This is a genomic window from Halobacillus sp. BAB-2008 (assembly GCF_000328325.1).
Classification (GTDB): Bacteria; Bacillota; Bacilli; order Bacillales; family Halobacillaceae; genus Halobacillus.
The window spans coordinates 45,883-69,690 of sequence record NZ_ANPF01000066.1; the positions used below are offsets into that span (position 1 = coordinate 45,883).

The following is a 23,808-nucleotide window of genomic DNA, read 5'->3' on the forward strand; positions in this document are numbered from 1 at the left end:
CCTCTCCTCATACTCTATCTAGTAGATGGTATGAATGAGAGGGATTTAATAGAACCTGTCTCTATTGAATTTATCTGGAAAAAGATTCTGCTTCTCCATCCTCTATCCCGGCATGGAGGGCGCCGTTGATACCGGTGGCAATGACGTGAGCCATGTCCACAATGAAACTGTCCACCTCTTTCGGAGTGACCATCAAGTTGTGACCAAGAGGGGTTAGAACTTCTTTAATCAACTGCTTTTTCTCTTCATGCTCCAGCTCTCCAAACATGCCGAGGAGTGCTTTGCTCTGTTCTTCATTCGGATGGTCTTCGTCCGTCAGCGATTTTCTCTCGAATGGATTCATTGCAGGGGACAAAGCGTTAGAAGGTCTGTCTTTCTCTTTCCATTCTCTTCCGAAATGTTTCAATACATAATCAATCGTATCGTTTGTGATGGTAACCGCGTCCACAACGGTTGGTACACCAATAGATAAGACAGGAATACCGTACGTTTCCTTACTGATTTCCTTTCGTTTGTTTCCTACACCGGAACCCGGATGAATACCCGTATCAGATAATTGGATGGTAGCATTGATTCGGTTAATGGATCTGGATGCGAGAGCATCAATGACCAGCACGAAATCCGGTTTAATTTCTTCAATGATTCCGTGTACCATATCACTCGTTTCGATCCCGGTCACACCCATGACTCCCGGTGTAACGGCTGAAACAGGTCTGTATCCTTCAGAAACCGTTTCGGGATGAAGTTCGAACAGATGACTCGTTACGAGCACCTCCTCTGTGACAAGCGGTCCGAGAGCATCCGGCGTGACATTATGGTTGCCAAGACCGACAATTAAACCTCTGTCCATTTCACTAATGCCGCATTCAAGGAGCAGTTGTCTGATCTGGGCAGAAAGCGTCTTAGCCAGGCGCACCTGCATAGCCGTATCCTGCTTACGAATCGCCAGCGATTCAAGGGTGACGTAGTGCCCTGCTTTCTTTCCGATTCGATCCGCTCCTTTTTGATCAATGGTGACGTAGGTGATTTTAATATCATCCGCTTCTTCTTCTTTGACCTGAACACCATCATCATCCGTCGATGAGGGGTCATTATCTACGTTCATTTCGTGGGCTTCCAAAGCTAAATCGGTACGCAGTGTATAAGGTATTTGTTCATCCATTACGCTTCAACCTCCTTATATCCATGTTCTCCCAATGGACGGGATCCTATGCAAATCCTCCAACAGATGCATATAAGTATTGAAAAGCACGTCCCGCTCTGGTAAAATGTCTCTTGTTCGATATGAATGAGTCTTTTTGTTTTTACCTAGGAGGTGAAACTATGCCTAACATTAAATCAGCGAAAAAACGTGTACGTGTTAACAGCGATGCTCGTGCTTTGAACGCAGCTTTCAAATCTGACATGCGTACTGCTGTCAAGCGTGTTGAAACGCTTGTACAAGCGAAAGATACTGACAACGCGAAAACAGCACTTCCTACAGCTGTCAAGAAAATTGACAAAGCAGTGCAACGCGGTGCCCTTCATAAAAACACAGGAAACCGTAAGAAATCTCGCCTAACTAAATTAGTTAACGCATTATAATTAATTTGTTATTTATGACCAACACAAACGATCCTTCTTATGAACGGATCGTTTTTCTCATGAAGAAGCCCTCCCGGTATTCCGGGAGGGCTTCTTCAAACTACATATTTAAGAGAACCAGTGATTTTTTTAACTCCTACCACATAAATAAAGATCTCCCGCTTCAGCAAAGCTGTAACAGCTATACGATGCAACCATTTCCCGGAGACGGCTGCCTTTCCCCTTAATCACAATTTCCCCTATTTTATACAGCATGACCTTGTTTGATGTTAATCATCTTATATAGGAGCATCTCAAAGGCCAGAGATTTGTCCATCATTCCCTGTTTAAGCGTATGATCCGTTTCCGCAAGCTGCTCCATTATTTGATTTAATTCCTCATTTGTGAAGAACTTCTCCCGCTTCAAAGCCATTTTAAGTACATATGGATGCGCCTTGATGTAAGATTTCATTTGGTTTTGGGCGTATCCTTTCTGCTTCAATACTTTTGCCTGGTTGATGATCCGAAACTGGGAAGCAAGAAGCGCCGTCAATGCAATAGGCTCCTCGTTCAACTTCTCCAAATCCTTATAAATACGGATCGCCCTTCCAAGGTCTCGTTCCATTACCGCATCCACCAGCTTTAATCCTGATGCTTCGGCACTGTGGGATAAGAGCTCTTCCGCCAATTCTTTGGTTACGACGCCGCCCTCCCCGACATTCAATGCGAGCTTCTCCATTTCCATTCGCAGCGCCATCAAATTTGCTCCGATTTCCTGTGTGAAAAGCTCGTGGATCGATTCCGGTACGGTAATATGTAATTCCCCGGCTAGTGTTTGAATCCATTTATCCATGTCCCACTCTTTAACTGGCTGACAAGAGATAACCTCGCCGTGCTTCTTCAGCTGCTTAAAGATTTTTTACGTTCATCCAGTTTTTCATAAGGAGCAATCAAGATCAACACCGAGTAATCCGCGGGGTTTTCAATATAGGACAACAGCGTATCCACATCATGTTCAAAAGGCAGTTTATCCGGTTTTGCCTTTAGAAATCCGGGATGATTGGCAATGACAACTTTGCCGTCTCCGAGGAAAGGAAACGTTTCTGCATCTGTGACCGCATCCTCAATCGGTGTCTCTTCCAGATCGTATTGCGAAATATTGAATTCCTGATCTTCCTTTTTCAGTGTCTGTCCAATGATTTTATTCTTATATTCCTGAATGAGGTAGGATTCTTCTCCATATAATAAATATACCTGTGATTGTTTTACTTTGACCATAATAGTGGCTAACCTTCCTTTTATGTTTCCATTTCCATGAAAAAAAGATACGGCGACCCCTGTCGGGTGCCGGTGTCACCATTTTATGCCCGTTTCGGACATCTGTCAAAACAGTGAACCGTATCGCCGTATGTTCCATCTATATAAACGCCATTCCAAAAGCCCCGGGCGCTTTTGAAGAGGACGATGTTGTTCCTCTCTTGCGTTTAGTTTGACCGCTTCCAAAAGAATTATCTGTGACAAGTCTTGCTAGCTGTGGGAATGATTCTTGACTGTTTTCAAGGAATGTAGATTTTTTCCTTATCTTGGACTATACTGGATGTAGATAAGAGGAGGGGTAACAATGAACGAATTTAAGAACGACATACAATCTAAGACGAACGACGTCATTGATTCTGGATTAGGGTTTGTGTTTTCCTTTGTTTTCTTCTTCGTCATCTTCTTCATAGGTGTGGTATTTTCCATCCTCGGACAATGACCATTTGTGTCAGGAAGGCTGCTGTAACGGCAGTCTTTTTTTATTCTCTGCTCGCATTATACGGAAGATAGGTCCTAAATGTTCCACTTTGCCCGGAAAAAATATAGCTTACCGCTCCATGAAGGTCCGTACGGAAGATCACCGTTCCTCTCTCCTCCAGCCTCTGCGTCACTTCCTCATGGGGATGGCCGTAGCGATTATTCCGTCCGACGGAAATCCATGCATATTCCACGGATAGTTGTTCTAGAAAGGATTCGGAAGTAGATGTACGACTTCCATGATGACCAACTTTCAATACGTCCGTATGAATATCGGGATGACCGGACAGAATTTCGTCCTCTACCTCCAGCGGAACATCTCCTGTAAAAAGCCACCGCTTACCACCCATTTCGGAAGCAAGAACTAAAGAGTTATGATTCGCATCGTTCTGATCCTCATTCGGGTGAAGCACTTCAAAACGATACGATCCGATTTCCAACACGTCACCCGCTTCTATCACCTCTGTCTTATCAGCTATCGTCTCCCCCTCATAAAAAGGACTGACCACAAGCTGTCCAATCTGCATTTCTCGAAACAACGGGAAAACACTACCACTATGATCCTGATCCTCATGAGTAACAATCAACGCATCCAGCTGATGGATGCCCCGGGATTTAAGAAAAGGCAGGATAATCTGCTTGGCTGTTTCATCCCCTGCTTTTTGAAAAGTCGGCGGACCAGCTGCATCAATCATCAATACACCGCTTCTGTAGGGAAGCTCTATGATAAAAGAGTCCCCCTGGCCGACATCCAGCATGGTTACAGCACCCTTGTCAGAGAAATAAGGAATCGCACTGTATATCATCAGCACGCCCACCGCTCCACAAGCAGCCAGAAAGGCTGTAATCCGTTTCTTTTTCGACCAGCATATAACCATAAGGATGAAGCATGTGCTATAGAGCAGGATCACAGAAGAAGGAACAGCACCGATTACCCAGGGGATATCCATATAGAAAGTCACTCCTTTGGACACGTCCATAACGTTTTCATGCAACTGAAAGACAAAAGAAGAGAAGGGTCCAGCTGTTTGCGGCAGCAGAAAACTGCAGGCAAAGACGAGAAAAAGAAGTGGAATAAATACAAAAGAGAAGTAGGGAACCAAGACGGTATTCACAAATAAGGAGAGCGGCTGGAATTCGTAGAAGTAGTGTACTTGAAGGGATAGGATCGATAATTGACTGATGAGGCTGATAACGGCTGATTGGAGAACAGCATTCGAGTATTGTTTAAGAATGGGCAACGACAGAATGAGACTGAATGTAACCAGAAAGGAAAATTGAAAACCGATATGGTGGAAGTAGGAAGGATTAAGGAGAAGAAGAACGAACGCCGTCACGGACAGGAGGTCTGATAACGGAATCCGTATTTTTAAAAAGGAAAAAAGAAGAAGAACGAGTGCCATCGATCCTGCTCGGATGACCGAAGGCGCCGATCCAGCAAAAACGATATAGAAAGGCAGGAAGAACATAAGGAACAGAGAGGCTTGACGTCGTGTTGCCACCCCGCTTCGGAAAAGAACGAGATACATGCCCCCGACGGTCAATCCGACATGCAGACCGGAAATCGCGAGAACATGAGCGAGGTTAAATTTCCGAAACCAGAACAAGGTATCCTCCGGAAGCTCCCCTGAATCCCCGAAGAGAAGCGCCCTCATCCAAGGATATAACGAAGGTTCTACCTGCTCCTCTAAAGCATCCATCATATTTTTTCTGAATTCAAACAAATAACTGAGAAAAGATCGCCCTTCACACTCCAGATCACTAGGCGAGGCAAGTGTGATTTGTTGATATATCCCTTTGGAAGCCATGTAATTCTTATAATCAAAATTACCGGGATTTCTAGCTCCTTCTATTTGTTCAACATCACCGACACCAACACACGAGGCTCCATGCGGCCAATCAGGTACAGGCCCTTCCTCCTCTTTAAACAGACGGAGAATAAATCCGGTACCATCGGAAGTTTTAATTATTGTCTGATAGGTATGGCTCGTTTCTGTTCTATTTGAGGAGAGCGTCCCTTGAAAACTCCGCGCTTTTTCCGTTTCAAAGGGAGGAGACTCATGGAGAGGGAGGTAGGACCAGCCGAGGATAAAAAAAGAGGCGAGGATAAAACACCAGTAGGTTTGTTTTCTATGGATGAACAGCCACACCACAACAAGGAAACCCATTACAAGTTGAATCGCGATGCTTTGTATAGCAGTTACCCCGCCAAGCACGAAGGCCAGGACGGGGACATGCCATATCCCCTTCCACATCATTCAGAATAACGGAAGAGTTCGTCCGCCTTTTTTCTCAAATGTTGGACGTCAGGATCTTCATAATGTTCCAGTTTGTCGAGAAGTTCAACCATGAGCTGTTGATGCTCCACGTGCATCGGCTCCCGTTCAATAGCGACTTTCTGAATGCGTACACCTGCCTGCTGAAGCATTTCGACCGCATAAGGATCATTCTTATAGTCTTCACTATAATACACAGCTTGAATACCAGCTTGAATGATGGCTTTTGTACAGTGAAGGCACGGAAAGTGAGTGACGTAAATTTCTGCATTTTCCGTTGCAACACCGAACTTGGCACATTGAAGAAGGGCGTTCATTTCTGCATGAATGGTACGTACACAATGGCCGTCCACCACATAGCACCCTTCATCGATACAATGGACACCGCCTGAGACGCTGCCGTTATATCCTCCTGCGATCATTCGTTTATCTCTAACAATGACTGCCCCGACGGCGAGCCGCTGACAAGTGCTTCGAGACTTCAGCAAGTAACTCTGGGACATGAAATATTGATTCCAAGTAATCCGTTCCATTTTATGTACTCCTCCTATTTATTCTCCTTCAGTTTACTCTCCCGAAACACCGGTCGTCAAACGATCAAGGAGCCCTTATACTGTCCCTCATATTCTCAAGGGTCTTCTCTCCTATCCCGGGTACATTCACTAGATCATCAACAGATGCAAAGGGGCCGTTCTCTTCCCTGTATTGGATGATCGCCTCAGCCTTAGAAGGACCAATTCCCGGTAGTGTCTCCATTTCCGCCGCAGTCGCTTGATTGACGGCCAGCTTCTCTCCCACCGCTGAAGCACTCGGACCGGGTACGGCCGCTTCTTCAGCAGCACTCGGTACCAAAACGACCATCTCGTCCTGGAGGATCTGTGCTAAATTCACCTGAAGCGGGTCTGCAAATTCCGTCATACCGCCCGCCTCACGAATTACATCGTCCACCCGCATTCCCGGGCGGACGACATATACGCCCGGCTTGCTCACTTCTCCCTTTACATCCACACGGAACGTTGCAGTCTCTTCTTGCTTCGCCTCTGCTTCCTCTTCGTGTTTAGCTTCCACTTTCTCTACCGCTGCCGGTGTAGGTGACGTAGATTCCCGCCAGTAAAGAAGAAGAATGATCAAGAGAGGGGCTCCCAGCCATAGGTACCTTTTCCATTTGGTCATGGCAGTGGACCTCCTTTCATATATTTGATTTTGGAGAATATGGATAATTAGATAAGGATAAAGGGAGGGATTCCATTTGAATATAGGAATCATCGGAACTGGAAACATGGGAAATCTGCTGGTAACCAGTTTTATTAGAAGTGGTGCGGTCGCAGAAAAAGACATTACCATATTCAACCGGACGCCGGCAAAAGCGGACGCATTAAAAGATCAATTCCCAACCATTCAGGTGGCGGAAAATTTAGCGGCCCTTCAGAAGAACAGCGATATCGTATTCCTTTGTGTGAAACCGCATAACTACAAGGATGTGTTGGATGCCTTAAAAGCAGGATGGAGCGAACAGCAATGCCTCATTTCCATTACAAGCCCGGTCTCTGTTTCACAGCTGGAAGAGGTGACTCCGTGTCAGGTCGCAAGAATCGTCCCTTCGATCACAAATCACGCACTGGCAGGAGTAAGTCTGTTCACATTCAGCGACAGAGTGACAGCATCCAACCGTGCTCTGTTAGAAAAATTATTTGAAAACATTTCCACGCCGATAGATATCCAAGAAGAACATATCAGAGTCTCTTCCGATATCGTTTCGTGCGGTCCAGCCTTCATCAGTTATTTACTTAGTAATTGGATTAAGGCAGCAGGAGAAGTTGCCGGCCTGCCGGAAGATAAAGCGACGGCATTGACCGAAGAAATGGTGGTGGGACTTGGAGAGCTGCTCTCCCAAAAGGTGATGACCCTTGAAGAGCTGATGGCCAAAGTGACCGTGAAGGGCGGAGTTACCGGAGAAGGACTTCAGGCGTTGGAAGACAATATAGGTCCTTTGTTTCAAAAGATGTTTGAAGCAACCCAGAAGAAGCATAAAGAGGATAAAGCAACAATTGATTTAAGCTAAATAACGTATTCGACAAAAGCTGCCTGTTTCCTGCAAAAAAAAAGAGTCCGACTAAAAATCGGACTCTTTGCAGGCTGTGGAGCAACTTCAACTTCCAATCATATATGATCAACAGACTTAGCTTGCTTCACATAGAACGTTTTTTTTTCAGAAAAAACGCCTCAGCTAAAACTTATTAAGGCAGATGCCTCAGTGGAATGGGCCCCATTTAGAGGAGTCCCTCCTATAGATATCATTTGCTTTCCTTTTGACAAACGAACAGAAGCCTATCTCCTTCTTGTGAAGGCTGTTCACGAAAGTCGGCATAAATGCCTTTCAAAAGAAAGCCTGCATCTTTGAGCCAGGTTGCCAAATCTTCTGTCTGGTACCCCTGTTGGTAGTGAACTTCATCAAAACGATTATACAAACCATTCGTCTGAACGAAGAACGTCAAATCATGGACGAAGCTGTTCTCTTTTTCACCAGGATCACAAAACCATACATAAGATAAATCGTCATACACTTCGGCAAATGTGGCACCTAAAAGGTCTTGTTGAATATGCTCTATAGAATGAACATCAAACAAGAATAGACCACCCTTACCAAGAGCTTCGTGAATATGGCGGAAAGAATCCTTTACCGCATCCTCTTCTGTTACGTAGTTGATAACATCACAGTAACTGATGATACAATCTGCAGCATGGAAGCCACTCAAGGATGTCATATCCTGCCTATGCCAGGCAATCGGAGCCTTTGGATCCTTTTGCTGAGCAATAGTCAGCATATCGGAAGAAAGATCGATGCCTGTCATATGGTATCCACGTTTGTGAAGGCGATGGGTGATTTCACCGGTTCCACAACCCAGGTCAATAATGGCTGCAGCTTTCGGATGGAATTTCTTCAGCATACGATCCGTGAATTCAACCCAGCGGTCATAAGGAGCATCCTCCATCAGACGATCATATACTTGCGCCATCTCCCTATAGCTCACTTTAACTGCCGATCCCTTCTACAGGAACAGTATCCGCATCTCCCCATAGTCTTTCGAGGTTATAATAGTGGCGTTCATCTTTGTGGAAAATGTGACAAACAACGTCATTCAGATCCACCAGTATCCAACGCGCCTGCTCAAAACCTTCCATTCTTTTCACTTCGATCCCTTGCTCTTCGGCCTGGTTTTTCAATTCCCTTGCAATCGCCTGCACTTGACGTTCATTTGATCCCTCACAGATCAGAAAATAATCGGCAATCAGCGATACTTCGGCCATATCTAGTACGACAATGTCGTTTGCTCTTTTTTCGTCACAGGCCTGTGCGGCCAGTGTCACTAGTTCTTTGCTTTCCAATGAGTTTCCTCCCTTAATCCTCCATAACTTTTATCCTTTAAGAATAAAAGTTAGATTAAATCATTATATGCATGAAACGTGTCCGGATAAACGGTCCTTTCCTTACTAATTAGAAATACGATGGTATTCTTCAAGGCAAGGGCACATGCTTGCTCCAGATTAGTTTCTGCAATTTCCCGCACTTCATCAACCCCGGGGAAGTTACGGCCAGGTTCTATATAATCAGCCAGAAATACGACCTTGTCTAATGGAGACATGTGTTTCTTTCCTGTGGTATGGTAAGTGATCGCCGAAAGAACCGCCTCATCTTCGAGTCCCAGCTCCTGTTCCAGCATCAATGCCCCTACAGGTCCGTGCCACAATTCGTGGTGGTAATGCAGCAGGTCTTTCGGCAGGCGCCTGTCCTGCTTAATCCAGCGCTCCATCAAGTTTCTGGGCATATACTTTGCATAATCGTGGAGGGCTGCAGCAAGCTCCGCCTGCGATTTATCCACTCCGAAACGGGAAGCAAGCTCAATCGCAGTGTCCGCCACCCTTACTGTGTGTTCATACCGCTCCGGCTTTAAATACGGTTTCACATATGCCAGCGCTTGTTCACGAGTCAGTTTCATATAGACCATACTCCTTCATGTATTGTGTGACGGATTCGGGGACTATATAGCGGATACTCTTTCCGGCAGCGACCCTCTCCCTGATCACAGTCGAAGAAATGTCTACAGATGGGATATCGACGAATTCGACGGGTATTTCATGGCTGCGTTCATACCCAGGGCGGTTCACCCCTACAAACTGGACGATATCCACCAACTCCTCAATCCTGTTCCACTTCGGCAGATGTTCTACCATGTCTCCGCCGATAATGAAATAGAAAATGACTTCCGGATACAGCCGCTTTAAATCACGCATGGTATCGACTGTATAAGACGTGCCTTCCCGCTTTCTTTCAATATCACACACTCGGAAGTCCGGATGGCCGCTGATGGCACGTTCCACCATGGCCACCCGCTTATCGGCATCCGTAGAAGCCTCTTCCTTGTGCGGTGGAATATAAGAAGGCATGAACCAAACCTCGTCGAGGTCCATTTCTTCATACACATACTCGGCCATCGTTAAGTGTCCGAGGTGGGGTGGATCGAAGGTTCCGCCGAGTATTCCAATCCTCTTCATATCTAAACTCCTTTAAGGTAGTTCGATTTGTTTGTTTTCTTCGGATTCTTTATACAAAATAATCGTGTTTCCAATCATTTGAACGAGCTCAGCTCCTGTTGCTTCTACAATTTCGTCAGCCACCTGACGATTATCCTCAAAGCAGTTTTGGAGAATACTCACTTTAATTAACTCCCGTTTCTCCAGCGCTTCACTGATTTGAACGGTCATATTTTCATTAACACCCGCTTTACCTACTTGAAAAATAGGCTGAATCGGATGAGATATTGTTCTCAGATGCTTTTTCTGTTTACTTGTTAACATTCTATACCCCTTTCAACTTTTGTTCGAACTCTTGAAGCAGCAGCTTGGACTCGGGACTGGTCCCTGTCCAAATGGAAAATGCATAAACTGCTTGCTGCAAAAGCATTTCATGGCCAAAATGGAGACGAGCTCCCCTCTTATCTGCTTCTGCCAGCAGTTTCGTCTTCATAGGACGATAAACAATATCGCTCACAACCGTCCCTTTTGTCAAGCGTTCCATAGCTATTATAAGGCTGTCTTCCTCAGGACTCATTCCTACAGTAGTTGTCTGGATAACCAGATCATACATGCCGAGTGTCTGCTCTGCGTCCGCTAAAGTAACAGCATCTGCTTTCCCATCAAACGGCAGCTCCTTGATCAGTTTCTCCGCGCGTTCTACGGTACGGTTAGATACGTTGACCTCCCGTATCCCTTCGCGTATTAACGCTTCGAATATACCACGCGCTGCGCCGCCGCTCCCGAGAAGAAGAGCTTTTGCACTGCCGTTGAATAAATCAGGATAGCGCTGCTTCAAAGAATAGACGAATCCGATTCCGTCTGTGTTATATCCGATCCAGCCCTCTTCCGTACACTTTACTGTGTTGACCGCTCCAAGGTGGCGGGCGCTCGTGTCCAAGCCGTCCAGGTGTGCTATTATTTTCTCTTTATAAGGAACGGTTACATTAAACCCGTCAAGATTTTGCGTCTTCAGCCATGCCATTCGCTCATCAAATTGTTCCGGATCTATATCATAAAGTTTATATTCCCCGTTTAAACCTTGTTGTTGCATAAGCTGGTTATGAATCCAAGGCGACAAAGAGTGTCCGACCGGATGTCCAATCAATCCTAAGTTCAACAAAGGAACCCCTCCTATATCAAAGACTCTCGTAAAGATACCTTCACACCCTCAGGAGCATACGCCTGAACGGTCACTCCGCCTTCAGGAACGGTTATCCATCCAAGACCTGAAAAGACGATATCCGTCTTATCCTCTTTGATCTTTAATGTGTGCCCTTTTAACGGCGGGAGTTTTTCCTTCGTTGCAGCATCTGGTGGAGAAAGCAGCTCTCCCAGATGGTTCTGATACAAATCATCAGCCTTTTCCAACTTTGTCCTATGGATGGAGAGTTCATTGGAAACGTAACATATAAATGAACTTCTGGAGCCGGCCTCAAAGTCAAGTCTGGCAAGTCCACCAATGAACAATGTCTGCTCTTCGTTTAATTGGTACACCTTCGGCTTAACTTCTTTACGCGGTGTAATTAACTTTAGATCCTTATCTGATACATAATGGGCCATTTGATGACGGTGGATGACACCAGGCGTATCATAGAGTGAACTGTCATTATCCAGAGGAATATCAATAAAGCCGAGTGTTGTGCCAGGGAAATAAGAAGTTGTAATAGCGTCTTTCACTCCAGATGTATTTGAGATCAATGTATTAATAAACGTCGATTTACCAACGTTCGTCGTTCCGACCACATAAACATCTCCGCCATTTCGGTAACGGTCGATTGCCGCTGAGAGGGTCTCTATGCCTTCGTTTTTCTCCGCGGAAATTAGATAAACATCTTCGACTTCCAAACCATTCTCTCTTGCCGACCGCTTCAACCAATGTTTAACCTTACCGTGGTTGACCGACTTTGGAAGGACATCCATCTTATTACCAACAAGCAGAACCGGATTGTTACCCGTCAGACGTTTCAATCCTGGAATAAAGCTTCCGTTAAAGTCGAAGATATCAACAAGCTGGACAATTAATCCGTCTGTTGCGCTTATTTGATTAAGCATTTCCAGAAAATCATCATCCTGATATGGAACGTCCTGCACTTCATTGTAATGTTTGAGGCGGAAGCATCGTTTACAGATGATGTCTTCCCTCTCAAGGGCAGAAGCAGGCGCATAGCCTGCTTCTGCCGGATTTGTTGTCTGTATCTCTACTCCGCAACCCTGGCATTGTATCACCGCCATCATGTATCTCTCCTGTCCCAAGTAATTTTTCCTTTTCTTCTCATCCAATTAAGGATTCTCCGCTCAATTTTTCGATTAAACCTCGTGAAGAAGCCGTCTGTTTCAACGATCGGTACTACCAAAATGGTATGAAGACCGGCTGAATTACCGCCCAGTACATCCGTAAGCAGCTGATCTCCGATGACAACGACTTCGTCCTTTTTCAATCCCATTCGTTTACAAGCTTTACGGAAGGCTTTGGACAGTGGTTTTCTGGCACTGTAAATAAATTCTGCATCCAAAGGTTCCGAAAACAATTTCACACGCGCTTCCTTATTATTGGAGGCGATCATTACCTGAATTCCATGATCTCTCATCATTTGGAACCAGTTTCTGATGTCCTCTGTGGCATCCGGTACATCCCATGCAACCAAGGTATTATCCAGATCTGTAATGACTCCTTTTATCCCTTTGTTCTTCAATTCGACTGGATCGATATCAAAGACGCTCGCAACGTGCTCGCCCGGCAAAAAATTCTTTAACATATCACATACTCACTCCATCTCTTATACAACGGCAAAAAATAGTCCTTCACCATCATATACAAAAATTCGTCATGTTTCAAAAAGACTCTTGTAAAGAACAAAAATCGTTCGACAAATACTGACAACTTCAGGCTGTGGATAAGTTTATACACAGTTTCCACACAGTTACTTCTTTGTTATCACTCATTTGTGCAGACGTGTTCAAAAGTTATCTACATTTTCTTGTAGATAACTTCCATATTGTGGCGATTTTGAGGTCATGGTAAGGTAAGAATACATTAAAAATGACTCGTCGAGCCATCTACTCATTCGGGAGGTGACTGTCACATGTGTGACAGCGGTATGAAACAGTTATCTGATTCCCTACTCATACAATCTTACCACAAAGCCATTGAACTCAATCTCTCAGAAGAATTCATACAACAAATTGAAGCAGAAATGAAAAAACGGTCCCTCAACCACCGCCTCAGAAAGCAAATATCCCAAGTAGGTTAACATCAACGAGGCAGATAAAGGAAAATCCCATTGATTTTAAACTCGATCCCATCAAAGGACGGGTTTTTTTTTATGAATTTTTATTTACGAAATGATGACTCTCTTCTTATTTAAGAGGGAATAATAAAACCATGCGTCCATTCACAACGCCCGATATACGAGAGTTGAACAAACCTGCTTTTTTTGATTACAATTGAGTGAATACTTTGTTACGATCATCCAAATCATTTGATAGATGAAACATATGTCAAGGGAGGAACAAACCACATGCTGGTGGCTGTATTATTGCCTTTTATCATTGCTATTTTCATTCCATTTCTCAGTAAATGGAAAGACAAAATCCACACAGGCTATTTCGTAACAATCGTGCCTGTCCTCATCTTCATCTTCTTCATCCGTTATATCGGATCAGGTTTTGAACCTGTTATTTCGGAGTACAGCTGGATACCATCGCTTGATATGAATATGGTCTTCCATCTGGATGGACTGAGTCTGCTCTTCGTACTTTTGATTAGTGGTATCGGTTCCCTGGTTGCTTTCTATTCCATCTTCTACTTAAGCAAGACGGAGCAACTGGGTCATTTTTATGTGTACTTTCTAATCTTTATGGGATCGATGCTTGGAGTTGTCCTTTCGGATAACGTGTTCGCCCTCTACAGTTTCTGGGAATTCACATCGCTTTCCTCATTCTTGTTGATCGGTTTCTGGAACTTTAAGAAAGAGTCCAGATACGGTGCATTAAAATCCATGCTGATCACTGTATTCGGGGGGTTAAGCCTGCTGGGTGCGCTTGTGTTCATGACGATACTTACGAATACGACGAGTATTCGCGGAATGATCGAGCAGCAGGATCTGATTTTGAACAGCGAATTTTTTCCGCTGATTTTAGTATTGCTTCTTTTGGGCGCCTTTACTAAATCCGCTCAGTTCCCTTTCCACATCTGGCTCCCGGATGCGATGGAAGCGCCGACACCTGTCAGTGCCTACCTGCACTCCGCTACGATGGTTAAGGCAGGTATTTACTTGGTGGCACGGTATTCACCGATGCTTTCTGCCAATGAGTGGTTTTTCATTATCGTATCCACAGCGGGTATTGTAACTTTGTGCTGGGGATCTTATATGGCTGTAAGACAGACAGACTTGAAGGGTATTCTGGCCTTCTCCACGATCAGCCAGCTCGGTATGATTATGGCTATGCTCGGATTTGGTACGAAAGTAGCCGTATTCGCAGCGGTATTCCATATTTTAAACCACGCGACATTTAAAGGAAGTCTATTTATGATTGCCGGTATCGTAGACCACGAAACCGGTACAAGGGACATTCGGAAACTTGGCGGCTTGATGACCTACCTGCCGATGACCGCAACGCTTGCCGTATTTGCATCCTTCTCCATGGCCGGTGTTCCTTTACCGTTTTTAAACGGATTCTATAGTAAAGAAATGTTTTTCGATGCTTCCTTGGAACTGGAAGCTGCAACGACAGGTTTTGCAGGATTCCTCCAGATGGTTATCCCTTATTTGGCAGTTTTCGGAAGCATATTCACCTTCGTCTATTCCATGTATTTCTTCTTCGGAACATTCCGTGGCAAGGCGAAACTAGAGGAGCTTCCTAAAAAGCCGCACGAAGCACCGGTCGGGATGCTTGTATCACCATTCATTCTCGTAGCTGGCGTCATCATTATTGGTCTGTTTCCGGGGCTGATTAATGAATCGTTTATCGCCCATGCTGCAGAAGCAGTGAAAGGAACAGCCATCGAGAAAGAGATTTACTTCTGGCACGGCTTGATTCCACCATTCATTATGTCTCTTGCCGTTGTCGTATTCGGTACGATTTTAGCACTGTCCATCAAAGTATGGCAGCCGGTGTACCGCTTCCTTCCAGGGGTACTGAGTGCAAATAAAGTTTATGATGGAGCAGTCGCTCGTTTAGAGAGCTACTCCACTACAGTTACAAAAGGATACATGAACGGATCTTTGGGAAGATACGTACGTCTGATCCTATCAGCGATCATTATTGTAACGTTTGTCATGATGGCTATTACAGGAGGATTCTCCATCGACACCTCCAACCTGGCCGACATCACAGCGCCCGAAATTCTCGTCGCTGTAACAATGGTCATTGCCGCGCTTGGAACGGCGCTAACGAATAACCGGATAGCAGCGATTCTCATTCTTGGTGTCGTCGGTTACGGGTTAGCTATGCTGTTTGTCCTTTACCGTGCTCCAGACCTTGCTTTGACCCAGCTTATCGTAGAGACGGTAACAGTAGCTCTCTTCCTGCTCGTCTTCTACCATCTTCCGAAGCTTAAGAAGAAAGACGATGCATTAAGTACGAAAGTATTGAATTTAATCATTTCCATCGGATTCGGAGCGATGATGACGATGGTTGCCATCAGTTCCCACAGCAGTAAGTGGTTCGAAACCATTTCTCAATACTTCGTCGATAACTCCTATAAGCTGGGCGGGGGAGACAACATTGTCAACGTCATTCTTGTCGACTTCCGTGGACTGGATACATTATTCGAAGTGGTCGTATTAGGCATTGCTGCAATGGCGATTTTCGCATTAATCCGATTTAGAAAAGATAAGGGGGAGGAGTAATAGATGGAACTCATCATGGCCGTACTTGCCGGACTATTATTCGCAACAGGAATCTATAACCTCCTTCAAAAACAACTGTTGCGCATCATTATCGGGACCGCACTGATTTCACACGGAGCCCACCTCTTCATCCTAACCATGGGTGAACTGAAACGCGGGGCTCCACCGGTGTTGACCGAAGGAGTAGAAAATTATGCAGATCCGCTGCCGCAAGCATTAATTTTGACATCCATCGTCATAAGCTTCGGTGTCACAAGTCTACTACTCGTATTAGCTTATCGGGCCGCTAAGATCAACGGCACCGATAATATGGAGCAATTGAGGGGTAACGATTATGAGTAACTTAGCTGTACTACCTATCATCCTGCCGCTTTTAGCCGGCATTATCGTCGCATTCATCCACAAAAAGACAGCACTTGCCAGGAACATATCTAAACTATTCGCTGTCTTTAATCTTGCTGTCGTCATCTACGCCTTCTGGCAGGTAAAAAGCAACGGCACTCTCGTTCTTGAACTAGGGGATTGGCAGGCGCCGTTCGGAATTGTACTCGTCGGCGACCTGTTATCCATGACCCTTGTTTTAACAACGAACGTCGTCGCTGTCGCGTGCGTATTTTTCGCCCCGCAGTCACTCTCTGAGAAAGAAGAATCCTTTTACTTCTATACATTCTTCTTTATGCTGATTGCAGGCGTCAGCGGGGCTTTTCTTACAGGTGACTTGTTCAACCTCTTCGTATTCTTTGAAGTACTGTTGATGGCGTCTTACGGCCTCATTGTTTTAGGAAATGGAAAAGCTCAGCTTCGTGAATCCATTAAGTATGTATTGATCAACCTGTTTTCTTCCATGTTGTTCGTTACGACCATCTCTTTCCTTTACTCTGTTGTCGGAACCGTAAACATGGCTCAAATAGCAGAGCGTGTACAGGAAGTGAATCAGGATGGAATCTTGACGACAATCGGGATCCTGCTTTTCTTCGTTTTCGCAACGAAGGCAGCTGTATTCCCTCTTTACTATTGGCTGCCAAGACCTTATATTTCACCCAATCCTGTAGTATCTGCCCTTTTCGGTGCATTGCTTACAAAAGTCGGAATCTATTCGATCCTACGAACATTCACTTTGATGTTTAATCAGGAAGTTCAGCTTACCCACTCCCTGTTTATCATCCTCGCAGGCTTGACGATGATTTTCGGAGTGGTCGGAGCGCTCTCCACGAACAATGTTAAATTGATTGTCGCCTATAACATCATTCCTGCTGTTGGATTTATGTTAATGGGCATTGGAATCTTCACGGAAGTTTCCATCAGCGGAACGGTGTACTATCTGGTTCATGATATGATCATCAAGAGTGTACTCTTCCTCCTTGTCGGCGCTGTGGTTTACGTAGCAGGAACTTCCGACCTCAGAAAAATGGGAGGATTGATTCACCACTACCCTGTCCTCGGCTGGTTATTTTTTGTCGCTACTCTTGTACTTGCGGGTATCCCACCGTTCAGCGGCTTTATCGGTAAACTTCAGCTGCTGCGCGGAGGGCTTGCAGAGGAAGAAATCGGAATCGTGATCATCGCTCTGCTTTCCAGTTTGATGATCCTCTTCTCCATGATCCGCATTTTCATTCGTGGTTTTTGGGGAGAAAAAACAGATATTCCAATTCCTGAACGTAAAAAGAAAGGCACACGTATGGCTTGGCCGGCCGCCGGTCTGCTTACTCTATCCGTTCTTTTGGGAGTCGGTGCAGAATTATTCTACCCGACGATCCAGTCCATCGCCCAGTATTTGATGGATCCGCAAATCTATATTGATTCTGTGTTAAAGGAGTAGAAGCTGATGCCTTTACAAATCGTTATAAACATCATTATTGCTATCATGTGGATGTTCCTTAGTGAAACGTACAATTTCTCTTCCTTTCTTGTTGGATATATTCTCGGTATCGTTTTATTGTTCGTTCTGCGAAGGTTCATCCCTGATTCTTTCTACATGAAACGTGCCTGGAAGTTCCTTCAGCTCATCCTCTTATTCATAAGAGAATTGATTTTATCTAACATTGATATCGTCAAACACGTGTACAAGCCCAAGCTGAATGTTCAACCAGGGATTTTCGCGCTGCCGGTAGATGTCAAGACAAATTTTGAAATTACGCTGCTGGCTAATTTAATATCCCTGACACCCGGTACCCTGTCGGTCATCGTGAGCGAAGACCATACAAAAATTTATATCCATGCAATGGATATGCCGGACGTTGAGAAGTCTGTGAATGATATTAAAGAGACATTTGAACGTATGATCTTGGAGGTGACGAGATAATGGACAGCGTAGCAAGTTTCACAAAAACCCTCGTGGATATTTCGGCAACCATTGCTATTATCGCCGTTGCCGTTTCCGTCATCATGCTCCTTTATCGTGCCATCACCGGTCCTACGAACCCAGACAGGGCGGTTGCGCTTGATATTATAGGCATCAACTTGATGGCATTGGCAGGATTACTCGCCATCCTGCTTGTGACAACCAAATTTAATGATGTCGTCTTATTGATTGGGATCCTGCTGTTTATAGGTACGGTTGCCCTGGCGAAATTCCTAGAAAAGGGTGTTATCATTGAGCGGGACATGGATTAACATCATATTTGACATCATCATCTGCCTTTCACTGCTCAGCGGTGCTTTCTTCCTCATATCGGGATCCATCGGTATTTTAAGATTTCCGGACGTATATACAAGGCTGCATGCGGCCACGAAGAGTTCGACTCTGGGTGTGGCAGGTATTATGATCGGAGCATTTCTTTTCCTGTATGTGGAACACGACATCGTAAGTGGAAAATTACTGCTCGGCATCGTATTCGTACTGTTGAGCGCACCGGTTTCCGGACATATGATTTCACGTGCTGCTTACCGCAGCGGCGTCCCTTTATGGGAAAACAGCATTAAAGATGAATACGCTGAAGTTTTGAAGGAAGAACAAAAGCGGCAGATGCCGGATAAATAAAAGCTCCCCCAGCGAATATCGCTGGGGGATTTTCTTTATCATGACAACTATATTTTAAGGGGTACAAGCACAGACCTTCCCACAGGCACATAAGTATGTGATAGGCGTTTGCCTAATCCACGAGGAGGTGCATCCTGTGAGCAGTCTGATCGCTTCTATCCTATACTTTTTTAAAGAGTCCCTCTTCTTCATGTCCTACGTTAAGAACCAGGCCTTTCCGAACCCGCTGTCCTCCGAAGAAGAAGCGGAGCAGTTGAAATTGATGCAGGAAGGCAGTCATGAGGCAAGGAACAAACTAATCGAACATAACCTTCGTCTCGTTGCTCATATCGTTAAAAAATTCGAAAACACGAAAGAGGATTTCGAAGATTTAATTTCTATTGGAACGATCGGCCTTATCAAAGGAATCGAAAGCTATTCGACAGGCAAAGGAACGAAACTCGCCACCTATGCTGCGAGATGTATCGAAAATGAGATTCTAATGCACCTCAGATCGACGAAAAAGACAAATAAGGACGTTTCCCTTCAAGATCCCATAGGACACGACAAAGAGGGTAATGAGCTTAATTTACTCGATATCCTGCAGGCGGACGTAACGGATATCGTCGAAGAAATCCAACTTCATATGGAATTAGAGAAAATCAAGGACTTCATTACTATTCTCGATGAGCGGGAAAAAGAAGTGATCATTTTCCGCTATGGATTAAATTCCACGGAAGAAAAGACTCAGAGGGAAATAGCAAAGGAACTCGGCATCTCAAGAAGTTATGTCTCTCGCATTGAAAAGAGAGCCCTTATGAAGATATTCCACGAATTCTATAAACAGAGTAAACAAGGAAAGAAATAAATAAAAGAACCGGGTCCCCAAATGAGGAACCCGGTTCTTTTATTTATCTGCCGACAGCCGCTGCCATTTTCTTATTTTCATAGTCATGAGGAAGGCAGTGATCAGCGCCGCGCCGATTAATGGGTACAGATACATATAGGTAGCCGTTCCATACTCATAAAGGCTGATTAAAGTTCCAATATATAAATAACTGCTGAATATCAGTAAAGTCATGATAAACCGCTTATAGTCGGCTATCTTCTTTTTCCATTCGGTAGATTCCATAAAACTTCCACCTCCTGATCTATAGATATCGTATCATATCCATATCCATTTGTCGGTGGAAATTACTGTTATTTATAAGACTGGATCATCGTCATAATCATTTGTGCCGCGTTTTCTGCCGCCTTCGGAAGGAACTCATCGAAAGAAATTGATGATTCTTTGCCGGCAATATCCGAGAGCGCACGGATGACCACAAAAGGTGTCCCGTATTTATGACAAACCTGAGCAATGGCAGCTGCTTCCATCTCTGCTGCGATCATATCCGGGAACTTCCCTCTTACAAAATCCACTCGGACGGGATCCTGCATGAAAGAATCGCCTGTAGCAATGATTCCTTTAGCTGCACGTGCATCCGTCTTAGCAATGGCTTCCATCGCTTTCTCCATTAATTGTTCATCGGCATCGAACATAGCCGGCATTCCAGGTACCTGCCCGTACGCATAATCAAAAGCGGTAACATCGACATCATGATGGGTGACGGAGGTTGATACGACGACGTCCCCCACCTCCAGCTCTTTGGCAAATCCGCCCGCCGAACCTGTGTTTATAACCGCGTCTATTTCGTACTGCTCATGAAGAATCGTAGCGGACACCGCTGCATTGACCTTCCCTATCCCTGATAACAGCAATACCACCGGCACGTCGTAAAGCGTACCCTCGATATATTTACTTCCAGCCACTTCTTTCTCCGCAGTCACTTCCATTTCCGACTGCAGGCGTTCGATTTCTTCATCCATTGCTCCAATAATTCCGATAGTCATATTTAAACTTCCCCTTTTAACGATTGATTTCTTTCTCTTTCAACACTTCCAGCTTCGTCGGCTTATAGCCTTGGCCGTCGACCCATTCAACAGAAACACGAAGATAGCCGGTTTCACTTTTATCCGATACAGTAGCGACCGCTTTATTCGGACCTCCGCCGTTGCCGATCCACCAATAGATGATATCGTCTTCAGCAAGTCCTACCCCTTTTCTAATCGCCTGCTTCAACTCTTCATAGTCTTGAGAGCCTTCCTGATAGGTTATGCTGTGGTTCCCGCCTGTATCCTGCTCTGTCGGTACAGAGGACCAATCTTTCGTTACCACACGTTCTACGTTAGGATCTTCACTCTCTTCCACTTTCAATCCTTCCTCATCCTCAATAGGCTTCAGCTCTTCAAAACCTCGAGTGAGACTTGTGTGCCTTCGCTTTCTTCTTTCTGTTTGGAATCGTCTTTGGACTTACTGGATTGCTCTTTATCCTGCTTTGCTTTCTCAATTAACGATGCCTCGGTGCTTTTCGCTTTACCGGGTTCGTCATTAGTGCTGAATACCATAACCGAGATGAATACGGCAACAACGAGGACGCCTACCCCTGATAACCACGTGACCCACTTGAAGCTGCGTCTCTTCTTCTCATTGCGCGATGAACGGGAATTCGATGTATGTTTTTCTGACATTGTCCTTCTCCTCCTTTTGACTCGTGTATATTATACATGATGTCAATGCGCCAACCAATACTTCCATGGTCCTCCCTGCTATTGCCCGGGAAATGTAGAAAAAAAGGCAGGGAGAATAAGCCCCGCCTTTACGATTCATAGAATTATTTAACGGTAACGATCTTCACGTCTATTTCTCCACCTGGTGTAGCGACTTTGACCTGATCGCCTACTACATGTCCGATCAGACTTTGAGCCATAGGAGAATCGTTGGAGATTTTCCCTTCAAACGGATCTGCTTCTGCACTACCTACGATCGTGTATGTTTCTTCTTCACCATCAGGAAGTTCCTGGAATGTAACAGATTTACCCATTGTAACCGTATCCGGGTTTTCAGTATCGTTTTCAATGATGACAGCATTGCGGATCATGTTCTCCACCTGCGTAATACGGGCTTCAACGAAAGCCTGCTCGTCCTTCGCTGCATCGTACTCAGAGTTCTCAGACAAATCGCCGAATCCGCGGGCGATCTTGATGCGTTCCACTACTTCTTTACGACGCTCCGTGCGAAGGTGCTCCAATTCATCTTCGAGCTTCTGTTTACCTTCTTCAGTCATGTAATAGCTTTTATCTTCTGCCATGGTCGAACACTCCTTTAATACAAGAAAAAATGATAGTCCTTAATATAGGAAATGAGCAGTACACCGGTACGCTCATTTGCAAATTACTATACTTTACCCGAGGACATGATGATTTAGAACTACTATTGAAACTATGCCAGATTTCTGCCAGTATTTCAACTATTTTCTTTGCTTACCGCTTGTCCCTTTTCGTACAACACCGTTTGTATCTTCGTAGCCATCAAATCAATCGCCACGTGGTTCTGTCCGCCTTCCGGGATAATGATGTCCGCATAGCGTTTCGTCGGTTCTACAAACTGCAGATGCATCGGGCGTACAACGTTAATATATTGGTCGATGACCGAATCGAGCGTGCGGCCCCTCTCGTTGATATCCCTCATCATACGGCGGATAATGCGTACATCAGCGTCCGTATCAACGAATACTTTGATATCCATCATATCTCTTAAACGCTCATCTTCCAGGACCAGGATCCCTTCGACGATTATGACTTCCTTAGGGTCTACGTGAATCGTTTCTTCAGACCTCGTGTGTCTTGTATAATCATATACAGGCTTCTCCACAGGCTTCTGATCAATCAACTGTTCCAATTGTTCAATCAATAGATCATTGTCGAAAGCCAGCGGGTGGTCATAGTTCGTCTCCAGCCGTTCCTCAAACGGAAGGTGGCTCTGATCCTTATAATAATAATCTTGTTCTAACATCAATAACGTCTTGTCCGTAAAGCGCTGGATGATGGATTTGGTGACAGATGTCTTACCTGACCCGGTTCCTCCTGCAACGCCGATAACTACTGGTTTGTCGTGCATGCTTCTGGCTTCTCCTTTCATCCAATTCCTTGGATATCTATGACCTTTTATTTATTTCTTCTTCGTAATCGCTACTCCGTCCCCGATCGGAACAATCGTCGTATGATAGTCCGGATGACGAACCAGCCATTCATTGAAACCGCGGATCTTGCGTGCGATCTTTGCCATACGCGGACCGGCATCCGTATCGTCCGCTACATATCCCTTAAAGAGGACGTTATCGGAAATGATCATTCCGTCCTGCTTCACTAACGGGGAATAGAGATGGAAAAATTCCTCATACTTCCCTTTCGCAGCGTCGATGAACAGCATATCGAATGGTCCATGACCGCTTACCACTTCTTTCACGTCCAAAGCATCTCCATGAATGACGCGAATCTGATTTTCTTTATGCATGTTGCGAATATTGGACAGTGCCTCGTTATAACGTTCTTCATCCCTTTCGATCGTCGTAACGGTGCAGTCCGGATTAGCTTCTACCATTCTAAGCGCAGAATATCCGATCGCCGCTCCGATTTCCAGGATGGCTGTTGGTTTCTGGATCCGTATGAGCTGCATGAGAAATTCAATACCTAATGGCTCCATGATGGGAACATGATTTTCCTTGGCATACGTTTCCATTTCTTTGACAGGTCTGGAAGGCTCTGAAAGCAATGATTGTAAATATTGCTCTTGCTCCATCAAGTTTCATCCCTTCACAATAATTTTACAACCACACTATTTTAACACAAAAAAAAGAAGGAATGCGAGTGTTCCCGTCATTCCTTCTAAAAATTCACTGGCCGGTTA

The 23,808-nt window shown here is 44.9% G+C and carries 32 protein-coding genes; 11 read left to right on the forward strand and 21 right to left on the reverse strand.

The genetic code is table 11. The features are described 5' to 3' along the window. Positions 1 to 70: 70 nt before the first annotated feature. On the reverse strand, positions 71 to 1,162 hold the full coding sequence (gene gpr, locus D479_RS14310; protein ID WP_008638302.1) for a GPR endopeptidase: 1,092 nt from the start codon (positions 1,160 to 1,162) through the stop codon (positions 71 to 73). A gap of 161 nt (positions 1,163 to 1,323) precedes the next feature. Between gpr and rpsT the strand changes: the two genes are divergently transcribed. Beyond that, entirely contained in the window at positions 1,324 to 1,584 is a 261-nt protein-coding gene (rpsT, locus tag D479_RS14315; RefSeq protein WP_008638309.1) for a 30S ribosomal protein S20, read from the forward strand. A 244-nt stretch (positions 1,585 to 1,828) separates the two neighbouring features. Here rpsT and holA (D479_RS21315) read toward each other — a convergent pair whose 3' ends face one another. Then, complete coding sequence (gene holA / locus D479_RS21315; protein ID WP_346773259.1) at positions 1,829 to 2,479, reverse strand: DNA polymerase III subunit delta; 651 nt, start codon at positions 2,477 to 2,479, stop codon at positions 1,829 to 1,831. Beyond that, positions 2,464 to 2,841 (reverse strand): DNA polymerase III subunit delta, encoded by a 378-nt coding sequence (gene holA, locus D479_RS21320; RefSeq protein WP_346773258.1) that lies wholly within the window; start codon positions 2,839 to 2,841, stop codon positions 2,464 to 2,466. The genes holA (D479_RS21315) and holA (D479_RS21320) overlap by 16 nt, the downstream gene beginning before the upstream one ends. A gap of 343 nt (positions 2,842 to 3,184) precedes the next feature. On the opposite strand from holA (D479_RS21320), the gene D479_RS20270 reads away from it, so the two are divergent. Next, complete coding sequence (locus D479_RS20270; protein WP_008638311.1) at positions 3,185 to 3,319, forward strand: YqzM family protein; 135 nt, start codon at positions 3,185 to 3,187, stop codon at positions 3,317 to 3,319. Between the two features lie 40 nt (positions 3,320 to 3,359). Here the strand turns inward: D479_RS20270 and D479_RS14330 are convergent, their stop codons facing one another. From D479_RS14330 to D479_RS14345, 3 genes are all read right to left on the reverse strand, one after another. Next, positions 3,360 to 5,612, reverse strand: a complete 2,253-nt coding sequence (locus D479_RS14330) for a DNA internalization-related competence protein ComEC/Rec2 (RefSeq protein ID WP_161484899.1) — start codon at positions 5,610 to 5,612, stop codon at positions 3,360 to 3,362. Next, positions 5,612 to 6,166 (reverse strand): ComE operon protein 2, encoded by a 555-nt coding sequence (locus D479_RS14340; protein ID WP_008638315.1) that lies wholly within the window; start codon positions 6,164 to 6,166, stop codon positions 5,612 to 5,614. The genes D479_RS14330 and D479_RS14340 overlap by 1 nt, the downstream gene beginning before the upstream one ends. A gap of 64 nt (positions 6,167 to 6,230) precedes the next feature. After that, positions 6,231 to 6,806 (reverse strand): helix-hairpin-helix domain-containing protein, encoded by a 576-nt coding sequence (locus D479_RS14345; RefSeq protein WP_008638319.1) that lies wholly within the window; start codon positions 6,804 to 6,806, stop codon positions 6,231 to 6,233. A 76-nt stretch (positions 6,807 to 6,882) separates the two neighbouring features. Between D479_RS14345 and comER the strand changes: the two genes are divergently transcribed. Then, positions 6,883 to 7,695: a late competence protein ComER gene (comER, locus tag D479_RS14350; RefSeq protein ID WP_008638321.1), complete on the forward strand. Its 813-nt coding sequence runs from the start codon at positions 6,883 to 6,885 to the stop codon at positions 7,693 to 7,695. A gap of 232 nt (positions 7,696 to 7,927) precedes the next feature. On the opposite strand, the gene D479_RS14355 is transcribed toward comER, so the two are convergent. Genes D479_RS14355 through D479_RS14390 form a run of 8 tightly spaced genes read right to left on the reverse strand, consistent with a single transcriptional unit; the run spans position 7,928 to position 12,964 of the window. After that, positions 7,928 to 8,650 carry a class I SAM-dependent methyltransferase gene (locus tag D479_RS14355; protein ID WP_008638322.1) on the reverse strand — a complete coding sequence of 241 codons (723 nt, stop codon included), beginning with the start codon at positions 8,648 to 8,650 and terminating at the stop codon, positions 7,928 to 7,930. 16 nt (positions 8,651 to 8,666) lie between these two features. Beyond that, positions 8,667 to 9,020, reverse strand: coding sequence for a ribosome silencing factor (rsfS, locus tag D479_RS14360; protein WP_008638324.1), 354 nt, complete (start codon positions 9,018 to 9,020; stop codon positions 8,667 to 8,669). Between the two features lie 50 nt (positions 9,021 to 9,070). Then, positions 9,071 to 9,631, reverse strand: coding sequence for a bis(5'-nucleosyl)-tetraphosphatase (symmetrical) YqeK (gene yqeK, locus D479_RS14365; protein WP_008638327.1), 561 nt, complete (start codon positions 9,629 to 9,631; stop codon positions 9,071 to 9,073). After that, positions 9,615 to 10,187, reverse strand: coding sequence for a nicotinate-nucleotide adenylyltransferase (locus tag D479_RS14370; RefSeq protein WP_008638329.1), 573 nt, complete (start codon positions 10,185 to 10,187; stop codon positions 9,615 to 9,617). The genes yqeK and D479_RS14370 overlap by 17 nt, the downstream gene beginning before the upstream one ends. Positions 10,188 to 10,199: 12 nt before the next feature. After that, positions 10,200 to 10,490: a ribosome assembly RNA-binding protein YhbY gene (gene yhbY, locus D479_RS14375; protein ID WP_008638332.1), complete on the reverse strand. Its 291-nt coding sequence runs from the start codon at positions 10,488 to 10,490 to the stop codon at positions 10,200 to 10,202. A 1-nt stretch (position 10,491) separates the two neighbouring features. Continuing rightward, the gene (gene aroE, locus D479_RS14380; protein WP_008638333.1) at positions 10,492 to 11,328 is read right to left on the reverse strand and encodes a shikimate dehydrogenase; all 837 of its coding nucleotides are present in this window, start codon (positions 11,326 to 11,328) and stop codon (positions 10,492 to 10,494) included. 11 nt (positions 11,329 to 11,339) lie between these two features. Then, positions 11,340 to 12,443, reverse strand: a complete 1,104-nt coding sequence (gene yqeH, locus D479_RS14385; protein ID WP_039871559.1) for a ribosome biogenesis GTPase YqeH — start codon at positions 12,441 to 12,443, stop codon at positions 11,340 to 11,342. Further along, on the reverse strand, positions 12,440 to 12,964 hold the full coding sequence (locus tag D479_RS14390) for a YqeG family HAD IIIA-type phosphatase (RefSeq protein WP_008638337.1): 525 nt from the start codon (positions 12,962 to 12,964) through the stop codon (positions 12,440 to 12,442). Before D479_RS14390 ends, yqeH begins: the two co-directional genes overlap by 4 nt. Before the next feature lie 342 nt (positions 12,965 to 13,306). On the opposite strand from D479_RS14390, the gene D479_RS20275 reads away from it, so the two are divergent. The 8 genes from D479_RS20275 (at position 13,307) to sigK (ending at position 19,887) form a co-directional block, all read left to right on the forward strand. After that, positions 13,307 to 13,459 (forward strand): sporulation histidine kinase inhibitor Sda, encoded by a 153-nt coding sequence (locus tag D479_RS20275; RefSeq protein WP_081594838.1) that lies wholly within the window; start codon positions 13,307 to 13,309, stop codon positions 13,457 to 13,459. Between the two features lie 267 nt (positions 13,460 to 13,726). After that, positions 13,727 to 16,060 carry a Na+/H+ antiporter subunit A gene (locus D479_RS14395; RefSeq protein ID WP_008638341.1) on the forward strand — a complete coding sequence of 778 codons (2,334 nt, stop codon included), beginning with the start codon at positions 13,727 to 13,729 and terminating at the stop codon, positions 16,058 to 16,060. A gap of 3 nt (positions 16,061 to 16,063) precedes the next feature. Further along, entirely contained in the window at positions 16,064 to 16,402 is a 339-nt protein-coding gene (locus tag D479_RS14400) for a Na(+)/H(+) antiporter subunit C (RefSeq protein WP_008638344.1), read from the forward strand. Further along, positions 16,395 to 17,879, forward strand: a complete 1,485-nt coding sequence (locus D479_RS14405; RefSeq protein ID WP_008638347.1) for a Na+/H+ antiporter subunit D — start codon at positions 16,395 to 16,397, stop codon at positions 17,877 to 17,879. The genes D479_RS14400 and D479_RS14405 overlap by 8 nt, the downstream gene beginning before the upstream one ends. A 6-nt stretch (positions 17,880 to 17,885) precedes the next feature. After that, positions 17,886 to 18,362, forward strand: a complete 477-nt coding sequence (locus D479_RS14410; RefSeq protein WP_008638349.1) for a Na+/H+ antiporter subunit E — start codon at positions 17,886 to 17,888, stop codon at positions 18,360 to 18,362. Next, entirely contained in the window at positions 18,362 to 18,673 is a 312-nt protein-coding gene (locus tag D479_RS14415; protein ID WP_008638352.1) for a Na(+)/H(+) antiporter subunit F1, read from the forward strand. Before D479_RS14410 ends, D479_RS14415 begins: the two co-directional genes overlap by 1 nt. Further along, entirely contained in the window at positions 18,654 to 19,040 is a 387-nt protein-coding gene (gene mnhG, locus D479_RS14420; protein WP_008638354.1) for a monovalent cation/H(+) antiporter subunit G, read from the forward strand. The genes D479_RS14415 and mnhG overlap by 20 nt, the downstream gene beginning before the upstream one ends. Before the next feature lie 136 nt (positions 19,041 to 19,176). Further along, positions 19,177 to 19,887, forward strand: a complete 711-nt coding sequence (sigK, locus tag D479_RS14425) for an RNA polymerase sporulation sigma factor SigK (RefSeq protein WP_008638357.1) — start codon at positions 19,177 to 19,179, stop codon at positions 19,885 to 19,887. A gap of 39 nt (positions 19,888 to 19,926) precedes the next feature. On the opposite strand, the gene D479_RS14430 is transcribed toward sigK, so the two are convergent. From D479_RS14430 to D479_RS14460, 7 genes are all read right to left on the reverse strand, one after another. After that, the gene (locus tag D479_RS14430; protein ID WP_008638358.1) at positions 19,927 to 20,151 is read right to left on the reverse strand and encodes a YrhC family protein; all 225 of its coding nucleotides are present in this window, start codon (positions 20,149 to 20,151) and stop codon (positions 19,927 to 19,929) included. A 68-nt stretch (positions 20,152 to 20,219) separates the two neighbouring features. Continuing rightward, positions 20,220 to 20,912 (reverse strand): 5'-methylthioadenosine/S-adenosylhomocysteine nucleosidase, encoded by a 693-nt coding sequence (mtnN, locus tag D479_RS14435; RefSeq protein ID WP_008638360.1) that lies wholly within the window; start codon positions 20,910 to 20,912, stop codon positions 20,220 to 20,222. Between the two features lie 16 nt (positions 20,913 to 20,928). Then, on the reverse strand, positions 20,929 to 21,270 hold the full coding sequence (locus D479_RS14440) for a YrrS family protein (protein WP_241210937.1): 342 nt from the start codon (positions 21,268 to 21,270) through the stop codon (positions 20,929 to 20,931). 29 nt (positions 21,271 to 21,299) lie between these two features. Then, complete coding sequence (locus tag D479_RS14445; protein WP_008638364.1) at positions 21,300 to 21,590, reverse strand: hypothetical protein; 291 nt, start codon at positions 21,588 to 21,590, stop codon at positions 21,300 to 21,302. 143 nt (positions 21,591 to 21,733) lie between these two features. Further along, entirely contained in the window at positions 21,734 to 22,210 is a 477-nt protein-coding gene (gene greA, locus D479_RS14450) for a transcription elongation factor GreA (RefSeq protein WP_008638365.1), read from the reverse strand. 155 nt (positions 22,211 to 22,365) lie between these two features. After that, on the reverse strand, positions 22,366 to 23,019 hold the full coding sequence (gene udk / locus D479_RS14455; protein ID WP_008638367.1) for a uridine kinase: 654 nt from the start codon (positions 23,017 to 23,019) through the stop codon (positions 22,366 to 22,368). Between the two features lie 51 nt (positions 23,020 to 23,070). Continuing rightward, a complete protein-coding gene (locus D479_RS14460; RefSeq protein ID WP_008638369.1) occupies positions 23,071 to 23,700 on the reverse strand; it encodes an O-methyltransferase in 630 nt (209 codons plus the stop codon). Positions 23,701 to 23,808 lie beyond the last annotated feature (108 nt).